The 12,229-nt window shown below is 40.9% G+C and carries 8 protein-coding genes; 4 read left to right on the top strand and 4 right to left on the bottom strand.

Annotated features, from left to right (window positions below):
- Nucleotides 1–114: 114 nt before the first annotated feature.
- A complete protein-coding gene (locus NO992_RS00565; protein WP_371373443.1) occupies nt 115–1,221 on the bottom strand; it encodes an alkene reductase in 1,107 nt (368 codons plus the stop codon).
- 102 nt (nt 1,222–1,323) lie between these two features.
- Nucleotides 1,324–2,211, bottom strand: coding sequence for a LysR substrate-binding domain-containing protein (locus tag NO992_RS00570; RefSeq protein ID WP_371373446.1), 888 nt, complete (start codon nt 2,209–2,211; stop codon nt 1,324–1,326).
- A gap of 115 nt (nt 2,212–2,326) precedes the next feature.
- Between NO992_RS00570 and NO992_RS00575 the strand changes: the two genes are divergently transcribed.
- A complete protein-coding gene (locus tag NO992_RS00575; RefSeq protein ID WP_371373449.1) occupies nt 2,327–3,511 on the top strand; it encodes an MFS transporter in 1,185 nt (394 codons plus the stop codon).
- Nucleotides 3,512–4,206: 695 nt separating this feature from the next.
- Here the strand turns inward: NO992_RS00575 and NO992_RS00580 are convergent.
- Both NO992_RS00580 and NO992_RS00585 read right to left on the bottom strand, forming a co-directional pair.
- A complete protein-coding gene (locus NO992_RS00580) occupies nt 4,207–6,555 on the bottom strand; it encodes a hypothetical protein (RefSeq protein ID WP_371373452.1) in 2,349 nt (782 codons plus the stop codon).
- 85 nt (nt 6,556–6,640) lie between these two features.
- The gene (locus NO992_RS00585; protein WP_371373455.1) at nt 6,641–7,864 is read right to left on the bottom strand and encodes an alpha-xenorhabdolysin family binary toxin subunit A; all 1,224 of its coding nucleotides are present in this window, start codon (nt 7,862–7,864) and stop codon (nt 6,641–6,643) included.
- Nucleotides 7,865–8,623: 759 nt separating this feature from the next.
- Here NO992_RS00585 and NO992_RS00590 point away from each other — a divergent pair.
- The 3 genes from NO992_RS00590 to NO992_RS00600 all read left to right on the top strand — a co-directional run bounded on the left by NO992_RS00590 (nt 8,624) and on the right by NO992_RS00600 (nt 12,104).
- Nucleotides 8,624–9,511: a LysR family transcriptional regulator gene (locus tag NO992_RS00590; protein WP_138527222.1), complete on the top strand. Its 888-nt coding sequence runs from the start codon at nt 8,624–8,626 to the stop codon at nt 9,509–9,511.
- A 126-nt stretch (nt 9,512–9,637) separates the two neighbouring features.
- Entirely contained in the window at nt 9,638–10,624 is a 987-nt protein-coding gene (locus NO992_RS00595) for a substrate-binding domain-containing protein (protein WP_371373759.1), read from the top strand.
- Between the two features lie 247 nt (nt 10,625–10,871).
- Entirely contained in the window at nt 10,872–12,104 is a 1,233-nt protein-coding gene (locus tag NO992_RS00600) for a DUF642 domain-containing protein (RefSeq protein ID WP_371373457.1), read from the top strand.
- The last annotated feature ends 125 nt before the right edge of the window (nt 12,105–12,229 follow it).

Consider the following 12,229-nt stretch of genomic DNA (forward strand, 5'->3'; position numbering starts at 1 on the left):
TAGGAAAAGTGAGAGCAAAAGTTCACTACATTGCTCTCACCTTAACGCCGTTGAAATGAAAGCTGCGTACACACCAGTTAATGCGTACGCAGATTGAAACTAACTTTTAGTCTACTATACGTTTATTGGATTTGAGGCGTGAATTTTGTAATCGGTATAACCTTGTTCGCTACCACCAAATAATGTATCAGGCTGATGTTCGTTTAAGTACAAGTCATTTGCCAGTCTGTAGGGCAAATCAGGGTTTGAGATAAAAGGACGACCAAACCCAATCATATCAGCCCAACCTTCATTAAGAGCTTGTTGGGCGCGCGCTTTCGTATACTTTCCGGCATAAATTAACACGCCATTAAATGCCTCTCTAATTGCGTATTTAAATTTCAGAGGCATATCTGGCGCGTCTTCCCAATCCGCTTCTGCGATGTGTACATAGCATACGTTGAGCGCATTTAGCTGTTTAATTACCGCGAGGTATGTCTGCTCAGGGTTTTCATCTACTGTACCATTTAAGGTAGTAAGCGGCGCAAGTCTAACGCCCACTTTGTCACTGCCTATTTCTTCACTCACCGCCGTTACGACTTCACGCAAAAAGCGAATGCGGTTATTAAGAGAGCCACCATAGCCATCAGTCCTTTGATTCGAGTGAGAGTCTAAAAATTGATTAATCAAATAACCATTCGCTGCATGCAGTTCAATTCCATCAAATCCTGCTTGCATCGCGTTGCGTGCAGCGTGTCGATATTCGTTAATAACATTATTGATGTCTGCTTGGGTCATTGCTCTAGGTGTTTGAGCTTGAATAAAATCAGGGGAATCATTTTCATCGATGAAAACTTTCACACCCTGAGCTTGAATTGCTGAAGCTGAAATCGGCTGAAGCCCACCGGTATTACTTTGGTGTGATACTCGCCCAACATGCCAAAGCTGCGCAAACATAACACCGCCTGCATCATGCACTTGTTTTGTGACTTGTTTCCAGCCAGCAACTTGGGCGTCTGAATAGATCCCCGGTGTCCAAGCATATCCCTTACCGAGTTGCGATATTTGTGTCCCTTCACTGATAATTAAACCAGCCGTTGCACGCTGAGCGTAATAGGTTGCCATCAAATTGTTAGGGATATCCCCGGGTTGACTTGCCCGCGAGCGGGTCATAGGCGGCATCACGATACGATTGCTCAGTGTTTTACCTGCTAAGTTAATTGACTCAAATAAATCAGCCATTTGGCCTCCTCAACGTTTATTTTCACTATGAGAAGCTTAACGGTTTTAAATATCTTCATTAACCACAATAAATACAAAATATATTTGTAAAAAATGAAAAAACTATAGCGTGAGCCTAGGCGCAATGTAGTCGAGAAATGCCGAAATCCGAGAGGAAACACCACTATTTTGATAATACACGGCTTGTACTGCTTCTCTGCGATTTGGCGAAATAATTTGCTCGGTAAAAACTTCAATAAGTCTTCCTACTTTTATATCTTGCCTCACCATAAAGTTAGATAACAGTGCAATGCCATGGCCTGCAACACACAATTGCCTCACGGTCTCACCACTGGATGCGCTAATGGAAAACTTGAGCTGTTGCGGACTTTGTAAAGGCCAGACGTTGAGATGTGGGGCATCGGTAAAACCTATCAAGTTATGATGTGGAAGATCAATCCGTGATTCATTACCTACAAATTTACTTAAGTAGTCAGGGCTGGCTACAAGATGAAGTTTACTGCGGCCTAGCAAACGCGCATGAAGATTAGAGTCAGCTAAGTCACCAATTCGTATTGCGATATCGGTTTTATGCTCTAGCAAATCGATGATGCTGTCATGACTCGTTATTTCCAAAGTAATATCGGGAAAGGCCTCATTAAAACCTTTTAATATAGGCGTAAGCTGATGAAAAACAAAAGGACTTGCAGCATCAACTCTTAATTTACCTGCCGGTGAAAATCGTAAAAGCCTTAACGCCTCTTCGCCTTGCTCTATGGTATTAAGTGCCTGCCGCGCATAGTGTAAAAATAGCTCTCCTTCTTCGGTTAACTCTATCCGTCGAGTCGTTCGATTGAATAGGGTTACACACAGGGACTTTTCTAATCGAGTTACTGCTCTTGAGACCTTTGCAACTTGTTCGTCCATCAGATTTGCTGCAGCGGAAAAACTGCCAGTATCGACAACACAGATAAAAGCTTCAAGATCTTCGGTTTTTGAGCTGACGGTCATGCGTATTCCTTTTCATTTTCTACAAAAGTATTTTGTCATTTTCGCTATTTTTTGCAAATAAAAAAGCTTTCACACTTACACCAACTTATTGCTTATCACTTTAAAAGGGTTATTTATGCCGCTTGCATTACTGGCGCTGACATTAAGCGCATTTGCCATTGGTACCACCGAATTTGTCATTGTTGGTTTAGTACCGACCATTGCCTCCGACTTATCAGTTTCACTGCCAAGTGCAGGTTTACTGGTGAGCTTATATGCCATTGGCGTTGCCGTTGGTGCGCCCGTATTAACTGCACTGACAGGACGATGGAATAGGAAGTCTGTATTACTGAGTTTGATGGCACTCTTTGTTTTTGGCAATCTGCTTGCGTGGCAAGCGCCAAGTTATGAAAGCCTGATTTTGGCGAGGATCATGACAGGACTCGCTCATGGTGTGTTCTTCTCGATTGGCTCTACGATTGCAACTAGCTTGGTCTCAAAAGACAAAGAGGCAAGTGCCATCGCCATTATGTTCACGGGACTGACCGTTGCGCTCGTAACAGGTGTCCCCTTGGGTACTTGGATTGGCCAACAGTTTGGCTGGCGAGCCACTTTTCTAGTAGTTTCTGCTTTAGGTGTTATCGCTCTCTTGGGAAGTGCATTATTAATTCCAAAGAACCTAAAGCAAAGCGCATCTGCCAGTCTATCTGAGCAGGCAAAAGTATTATTGCAACCCAGATTACTGCTCATCTATCTTATGACCATACTCGGCTACGGTGGAACCTTTACAGCATTCACCTATCTTGCGCCAATTTTACAACAGGAAGCTGGTTTTAACGCCGCTACAGTCAGTATTATTATGCTGGTTTATGGTGTATCTGTTGCAGTTGGCAATATCTATGGCGGCAAATTAGCAGATAAAAAAGGGCCGATAAGCGCTCTGACCATCATCTTCGCGTTACTCTCGGTCATTTTGGCTGTGTTGACATTTACCATGCAGTCGAAAATCGGCGTGGTGATCACAGTACTAGTGTGGGGAGCATTTGCTTTTGGAAATGTGCCTGGTCTTCAGGTCTATGTTGTACAGCTAGCCGAAAAGTTTAGTCCAAAAGCGGTGGATGTCGCATCAGGGTTGAATATCGCTGCCTTCAACGTTGGAATTGCGCTCGGCTCTGCCTTAGGTGGTCAAATTGTTGAAAATATGTCGCTGCAGGACACCGCTTGGGTAGGGGCACTTATCAGCGCTGCAGCCTTATTAGCAACCCGTTTTAGTGGCTATCTCGATAACAGATCTTTATTGAAGGCTCAAGTTGTAGAGTAGGTGGTAGCTTATCATGGGGGCTTTTATTAAGAGATCGCCACCTGAAATGGCTCCTACGAAAAGGCGATCTGATTTAGTGAATAATTAAGCCTCAACAAAGTAGGAGCAGGTTAATCCTGCGAGCTTTTGCTAACAGATCGCCACCTGAAGTGGCTCCTACGCAAGGTAATCTGATTTAGCAAACATTCAAGTCACAACAAAGTAGGAGCAGGTTAATCCTGCGAGCTTTTGCTAACAGATCGCCACCTGAAGTGGCTCCTACGCAAGGTAATCTGATTTAGCAAACATTCAAGTCACAACAAAGTAGGAGCAGGTTGATCCTGCGAGCTTTTGCTAACAGATCGCCACGTGAAATGGCTCCTACGCAAGGTAATCTGATTTAGCGAATAATCAAGCCCCAACAAAGTAGGAGTAGGTTAATTCTGCGAGCTTTAGCTAACAGATCGCCACGTGAAATGGCTCCTACGCAAGGTAATCTGATTTAGCGAATAATCAAACCTCAACAAAGTAGGAGCAGGTTAATCCTGCGAGCTTTTGCTAACAGATCGCCACGTGAAATGGCTCCTACGCAAGGTAATCTGACCTACCAAATATTTAAGTCTCACCAAAGTAGGAGCAGGTTAATCCTGCGAGCTTTTGTTAACAGTTCGCCACGTGAAGTAGCTCCTACTAGGCTGTAAAGTGCGATTACTACACTATTGTTTGGGGATCGCATTTCCTTTAAACGACACTCTGATATTCGTCACTTTACTTAAGTCATAAAACTGTGGATTTTTCAGCTTAATTGACCAAGTGGTAAACGGAGTTGGTTTAAAGTAATTAATCGCATAATCGTTTGCGATTGCACCACTGGTGATTGGATCTATGCGCGTCGTTTCGCTATCTAACAGCTCGTAACTTACCAATCGGTATAACGACTCTGCACTAAATTGATAGGGTTGCCCTTTAAACCTATCTTGATATGAACCACTAGATCTTACTTCGATATCATAGCGCTGGTTCTCATTTAACCCCGAACCTTCTAGTACAACATTGACCTCGTCTAATCTAACTCGATCAAACTGGGAAAAATCAATATCTTCCAATGACAGCGTAAAACTCATTTCACCGTCTTGCGCAAAATCCAGCAATTGTTGTGGCGCATCTAACTCTTCTATGGTGAGCATAAAATCTTGAGGTCGAGGGTTAAAGCGTAATAATGACGCGGCCTCTTGCTCACGTAGCAAGGCTAAGTCAAGGCGGTATTCTTGATAACTTTGATTAAGGCTTGGTGTCACAATGGTGTCATCAAGAGACCAGTAGCTAAATGCCGCCTGATAGTTTGTTAATGCAACAAATATCGGACGTTTTAGATTATTCAAAGTCCGGAATAGCTGTTCCTCCATGCCCTGAATTTCATCTAGACTGTTTTGAGTGTTTTGTAAAAATGCATCTATACGATTGATTTGTTTAAGCTTTGCATCAGCGGTGATGCGCAAATCTATCTGTCTAGACTGCTCCTGGGCAATATCAATCTCTACAGCAACTATTGCCTTGCCATGATTAATCAACTTTTCGATAGCAACAAGGTAGTCGCTTGCACCATCAATATCTTCATCTATGGCTTTTTTCATTTGCGCCTTAGCGGTTATCAAAAATTCGTCCCAAATTCGATTTGCCTCTTCTTTGGTTGGAATGAGTGAGTTAAGGCGATTGAACTCTTGTGCAAGCTCACTGCTAGAAAACGGATCTGCAGTTTTTTGCGATAGCACGTTTAACTGGCCGCTAACCGTTTGCACTTTATCCATTAATGACGCGATATCATCAATTTTGGTTTTTAACTCATTGATCTCTTGGATTGTGGCGGGCAAGCTTGCGACCAAGTCTTTCAGACCGCTGGTGTCACCCCCAGCAGCACCCGCAAATGCAGTGCCTGCACTAATTACGGTTTCAAGTACTTTAAGCCCAATTTCAGTGATTTTATCTAATTTGTAGTCCAAAATTCCTTGTTGAAACTCGACCCCTGAATAGAAGACATTATTTTCTTGTCCGCTGAATGATGCTTTTTGTTCATCAAGTGTCTTTACCAAGCTCGTCAGTTGATCTACAGAGCGAGAGATAATTCGTTGCTCAGCAGATGCGACATCGAATAGGTTATTCTGCATCAAAGTGAGATCTTGGCGCTTGTTTTCTAAACTTCGGCCTTGTTGCTGAAAATTATTGTAGCTATCCTGATATGCTTCCATCGCTTCAATATATGCTTTAATCGTTAACTCATAAAAGTCGCGGGATAGGCTAGGTACATAGTTTTTGTTAAGTGTTGCGTACGACAAAAACTGTTTAAAATTAGCAAGCTGCAAGTAAAAATTCTTTGCTTGAACGGAAGATTCTCTAACATCATGAGATGCGTTTAAAATAGATTCAGGCCAGCTCAACATCTCAATACTCAACGCTGGATTTTGATCATAGATGGAAGCCGCCATATCGAATGACTTTTCAAATGCATCTAAAAAGTACTCTTTATGCACAGAGATAAGTGACGTTAACGCTGGTGAAATAGGCGTTGCGAACTTATTGCCTTGTATAACTTGATATAGTGTACCAAACGAGTCTGGAGCAATACTAAAGCGTTCAATTTCACCATCACTTGGCGAATGAGCTGTGATTATATTGATATTAGCCTCAACTTTATCAGCCATAAATACCAATGTTGATGCTTGCGCATTTTGGGTGTCTAAATTGATACTCACCGTACCATTACCCATTATTTTACGTGCGACGATAAAAATTCGTTTGTTTGGCGCATCGAAAATCATGTTTCGGTCTATTTCTAGAGTGTCAGCAGCAATGACGATAGTATTATGATCTCTTGCACTGGTAAGCACGTCATTCAAATTGACATGTAAGGCCGAGACCAAATAATTTTGTGTGTCTATCTGTTGTTGATTTGAAGTCGTAACGCTCGGTAGGTTTTGACTTAGCTCAAGATTATATAGCTCGTTCCAAGTCGCAGCTTGGCTCGAAAAAGCGCAGCCAATCAATAGGCTGAGTAAAGTTGGTTTCATAGTAACTCCTTATGTACCTGAGCATATTTAGCTCAGGTACTGTGATATATTCCTTATAGCAATAAGGAATGCATGTTGTATTTGATTACTGCTCAGAGATAGGTAGATAAGCGTTTTGCAAAAATGCTCTCGCTTTGTCTGAAATGTCTTTCCACGAGTTTGTTGCGCTGCTTGCAAGCGGAGATGAAACAATACCAGCTACCACAACATTAGCATTTCGAAGTGCATTTTCACTGTCTAGTTGCTCTAAGACTTCTTTAAGTGACCGCATATCTCCTAGTAGAGACTGCCAATGCACTTGCACTAAGCGTACATTATCGATTGCTTTGAGGATCTTATCATTCATGCCATCTACTTGACCTTTAGCAATCTCGTAAGATGCGGCCAGGCTCACTGAATGTGCTAGGTCTTTGTTTGAACTATCAATTTGTGCTTGAACCTTATCTATTTCATCTTTGAGTTCTTCGACTTGGCTGCCAAGCACAGAACCGCCGATTAACAACACTAAAGGTCCCCCAGCAGAGAGGCCTGCTACTATCTTCAACTTAGTGTCTTTTTCGTTGTTAAGACTGTTTAGGCGATTTTGCAAGGTACTAATTTTTTCGCGAATATTCGCAGGCTGATCTTTATTCAAGATATCAGCAAATGTACTCTCAAGCGTTTCCAACTCCCCTGTATGCGTAGTCAATCCCCCCTGAAAACTAATAAGTTCATTCACCACTTCTTCTGTTTTATTCAGGTTTGAGTCAATAAAACTCATAAAAGTATTGAGAAATGAAATTGCGGCTTGGCGACTCTGCTCAGCAGCTTGCATATCCCCCGTAAGTGAAGCGTTATGTAAGTTGGTTAATTGGCTGATAAACGGGTTAATTAACAGTGCATGAGTGTCTGAGTAGTTAGCAAGTTTTGTCGCTAAATCAATAACGCTAGGGTAGATATTATGATTCCAGTCTTGACCAGATGCGTTGATTTCTCCAAACGTTTCCATTAACGCTTTATAGTGGTTATTCAAAGGCGTGTTGTCAGGGTAGCGCGTTGAACTTCGAAATGCAGACTCGTTGTTTGGTAACCCAACAGCAGCCTGAGCGAATACTTGAATTGTGTGCCATTGCTCTTGTGTTAATAGAAAATCATCTGAACCAACATCTACAAACAAAGGTGCACCTTCGATATCACCTTGAAGTGTATCGTACATAATTGGTGAGATTTCTGGGACGCTGGTATTCGCAGTTGCGAGCTGACTAAGCCCAAATAATTGGAGTGACGTTACGATAGCAATTGCGCTTTTCTTTAACTTAATTGATTTCATCTTTCATATTCCTTAATCAATCGGTGTTCTAACTGTTAAGTTGCACTAGACCTTTACCGGTCTCCAAAGTGCAACTGAAGATAAAAGTGCATGTAGTTAATTTGTTAACCAAATGTACTTTTAATATTATTGATATAGGGATAATAAGAATGGAAGAATTTCTACACTTTCTAACAAATTGAGCGGTTTAGTTGCATTCCCAATAACACCAAACACCATGGTATACAATCTACAAAACAACAAATTAAGTAAATAAAAGTTAACAAAATCAAGCTAAAACTTGGCCATCTAAAGCTTTAGATGTAGAGGAATTTGTTACAGATGGATAGTCAACAGTTTATTTTCACCGTCACTTTCGCTCAAAATTTAATCTTAATTAAACTGTTTCATAAAATCGAACTCAATGTTTCTACCGCTGTAAATGAGACGCACATTTTTTGTTGAGAAAATAAATTCAATCTATTGTCAGCCACCTAATCTTGTAAAGAAAAATCAAAGTAACTGCCCGTTAGCGCAGCCACTTTAAGTTATCTAAATGACTTAAAAATTCAAACAAGGTTAAACCTAAAACGATTAAGTAAATTATCAATAACCACTTTTAGCTAGGTTGGGAAAGTGCCGCTGAATTTGGTATAGACCAAAAAGCACATTTCATTTATAACTATTAAAAATACATGTTTAATTTATGTAATATTTATGTAATTTTATTTAGATGTGGCGGTCTTTATCTTATAAAGTAACGTGAAAAGAGAAGTCAAAATGAACAAACTAAGAAGAATGATGATATTTAAGGGGGTGGTAGAGTCAGGATCACTGACCAAAGCCGCGGAGAAGTTATCTTTGTCCAAATCAGTGATCAGCCAACATCTCAAGAAACTAGAAGAAGAAATAGGAACACCACTACTATATAGAAACACACGAAGCCAATCATTGACCAACGTTGGTAAAGACTTCTATGCATACTGCCTTGAAATCAGCCATTTATCAGAATTAGCTTGGGAAAAAGCAAGATCAAAGCAATCAGTACTCGCAGGGCAGTTAACAGTTACAACATCCTATGCTTTGATGCAAACCATCGTTGCACCTGCACTATGTAAGCTGATTAAGACACACCCTAAAATCCGCCTGAATTTAATTAATGAAGATCGCCCTCTCAATCTAGTGGAGCGGGGGATAGATCTTGCTGTTAGAGTGGGAAAAAGCGCAGATGTGGAGCAATCACAGCAATATATTGGTTCATTTAGAGACGTGCTGTATAAAGCAAAGGACAGTGAATTTAACGACACAACCGCTCCTTACATTGCAAACTCTTGGGAAGGCAAAGTCACAAATTATGAATTTATCCATACAACACAAAATATCGTTAAACCACTTTCATTCAAAGCACATCACAAAACCAACTCAGTTAGCGATACAATAGGGCTCATTGAAAGCGGTTTGGGTATTGGGTTAGTGCCAGAAATCATCGCATTTAATAATCATAACCTAGAGCGTGTAGATCCCGAATTCGAGCTGGAAAAAGTGGAAGTATTTTGCATTCATAAAGGTAGTACTGATGTACCCGCGACGATACGAATTGCGCAAAGTGCTATTAAAAGCTATATGGATGCTCATCAATTTGTATTGAAAAATGCTGCGATGCACTAGTGAGCGCAAGATGGAATGTTGTCCTCATTTGCGTTACTAAGAATCTACGTTATGCTTGCAGTAGTTTAAGAAAATTAATTCACTCTAAACATGAAGTTAAAGGAAAATCTATTCTCCCATTGTACCTTGGTATTTGGGCTAATATTATTTGCGATAGTGAGTCAAAGTACTCAAGCGAAAATAACCATCGCGGTTGTAGGCAAAACTAAAAATGACACCTTTTATGAACAATCGTATAAAGGGTGTGTAGACTTTGCAAAACAACATCCAAATGTAGAATGTATCTACGATGGTGCAGACGACTATCAAGATTTTAGAACGCAAAGCCTTATCATCAACGAACTATTGAATAAAAAGGTAGACGGTTTATTAATATCAACTACCGATTCAAACTATCTCGTGTCACGTTCACTCAAAAAGGCGAAGCAATTGAAGATCCCGGTGATCACTTTTGACTCTGACCTTTTAATAGAGCATAAAGATTACCGTCTCGCCTATGTAGGAACCGATAACTTTGCATTTGGTGTTGCCCTAGGAGAAGCTGCCAAACCTTATAAAACGGCTGCGCTTCAATCGTTTTGTATTCAAACAGGTCATCACTCAACACCTAATTTAGATAAAAGAATCAATGGCGTTAGATATGCACTTGCTACACATACAACAGACAACCTTTCAACAACAGGAAATGATCTCAAGCAGGGATGGCAAGAGTACGAACGATGCCCACTTTACACAATGGGTAAACGCGAAGATGCGATAAGTCAATTATTGACCTTGCTAAGTTATGAAAATCCCCCGATTTTTATTGCTGTCGCAGGCTTCGCCCAATTTCACTCTAATTATATTGAACGCGTATTGCCCTACAAAGAGAAGATCACGAATCACGATGCTGTGATCATTTCCGCAGATACAGAAGAAATACAACTTAAAGCTTTGGAAAAGGGACTTTCAACAATCAATATTGGCCAAAACCCCTATGAAATGGGTCGAAAAGGAGCGGAGTTGCTTTATAATACGATAGCGCTTGGCCAAGTGCCCTCCGAGGAGAACTACTACTTAGACTTTCATTACTGCAATCAAACAAACATTCTTAGGTGTACCATTAACCACTAGCTTTAAAGACTTTGTTATACATAGCCTCAGCCAAAATGACAGATAGGTTTCAACATTTATTTCCCACGCCACAAAAGCAATACTAAAGTACCAATTTAAAAATCTATTTAGAGACGTAAAACATCATAAAATCTGGTTTTTCGGTTATTCATTGACCGCAAACTAAAAAAATACGACAATGGTAGTATATTTAGCGACGTTATTGTAAACAAAAAATTTACATTAACTCTATTTTATTGGAGTGGCTATGAAACTTAACTTTGCAACCTTAGCGTTAATGTCAGTTATCGGTACAGCAAATGCTGCCGACAATTTAGTCGTTAACGGCTCGTTTGAAACATCAGGCAATATTTCTGGTGATTGGGCGTTATTTGACAATCTCCAAGGTTGGAGCAGAGAAGGTGCCAAATTCGAAATTCAAAAACAAAGCCTTGGTATTGTCGTACCTCAAGACGGCAATCAATACCTAGAGCTTGACTCGACTGCAAATTATACAATCTACCAGAGTATCCCAACAACGGCTGGTAAAAAGTATAAAGTGAGTTTTTATTACTCACCTCGAGTGGTAAACAATGATTCTACTAATCGTGCACGTGCATGGTTTGGCGATAATACACTAGTCACGATGAATGCAACGACCCGTGGCTGGACAAAGTACGAGTATACGGTTGAAGCGACAGGTAGTTCGACACAGTTACGTTTTCAGGGTTTAGGTACTTCTGACTCATATGGTGCGTTATTAGACAACGTCGTCGTAACAGAAGAAGAGGAAGTTACACCTCCAGAGCCGCCAGTAACCTGTAAAGTAGGCGTGTATGGCATCAATAACTTTGGTGAAGACAGCAATAGCTATGTTTATAAATTCGACATGGTTAATGGTACCTATGCATACGTTGACGGCATCGCTAACACAGCCTCAAATATTGCTGCACACAATGGCGCACTTTACTTTATGGAACAAAACGACAGTGCAACTAAGGCGTCATCACTTTGGAAAGTTTCACTAGATAGTGCAGAGCAGACTCTAGCTGCTAATGCGGTTTCATGGCCATTATACCGCTCAGCAGTGACGCCAGACGGTACTAAATTACTTGCAAGCAGCAAAACTTATCTTTATGAGTTTGACATGCAAACAGGTGCAAAAACAGTGCTTGGTAAACTAAGCTATGCAGGTGACGACTTCTCACACGGTGATATCGCATATTCAGCAGATACAAACGTAATTTACGTACTAACAGGTAAAGCACTTTACACGCTAGACAAAGGCGACATGTCTTTATATCTCGTTGGCGAGCATGGCGTAAATTGGGCATCGGGTTTAGCAGTAAGCTCAGACGGTACCTTATACGTATCTGGTCGTAACTCAGGTGAAGACGCGAAGATCTACACACTAGATCCAAATACGGCACAAGCGACCTTTGTTATGGATGGTCCAGAGCACATCAACGATTTAACGTATGTAGCGAATTACTGCGAATAGGTCTGTCTTATACAGCAATACACAAGGCGAGGGGAAACCCTCGCGTTTTTTTGTATATAGCTAAAGTAACTGATTGTTTTCTATTAGAAGCCTAACACCATTAAGTTTGTAAAGACCTTAGCGAA

Source organism: Pseudoalteromonas sp. DY56-GL79, from assembly GCF_041414765.1.
Lineage (GTDB): Bacteria > Pseudomonadota > Gammaproteobacteria > Enterobacterales > Alteromonadaceae > Pseudoalteromonas > Pseudoalteromonas piscicida.

Bases quoted from the DNA above. Each gene is read 5' to 3' on its own strand.
- NO992_RS00580 (WP_371373452.1), bottom strand. From the start codon at position 6,555: ATGAAACCAACTTTACTCAGCCTATTGATTGGCTGCGCTTTTTCGAGC.
- NO992_RS00570 (WP_371373446.1), bottom strand. From the start codon at position 2,211: ATGACCGTCAGCTCAAAAACCGAAGATCTTGAAGCTTTTATCTGTGTT.
- NO992_RS00590 (WP_138527222.1), top strand. From the start codon at position 8,624: ATGAACAAACTAAGAAGAATGATGATATTTAAGGGGGTGGTAGAGTCA.
- NO992_RS00575 (WP_371373449.1), top strand. From the start codon at position 2,327: ATGCCGCTTGCATTACTGGCGCTGACATTAAGCGCATTTGCCATTGGT.
- NO992_RS00585 (WP_371373455.1), bottom strand. From the start codon at position 7,864: ATGAAATCAATTAAGTTAAAGAAAAGCGCAATTGCTATCGTAACGTCA.
- NO992_RS00565 (WP_371373443.1), bottom strand. From the start codon at position 1,221: ATGGCTGATTTATTTGAGTCAATTAACTTAGCAGGTAAAACACTGAGC.
- NO992_RS00600 (WP_371373457.1), top strand. From the start codon at position 10,872: ATGAAACTTAACTTTGCAACCTTAGCGTTAATGTCAGTTATCGGTACA.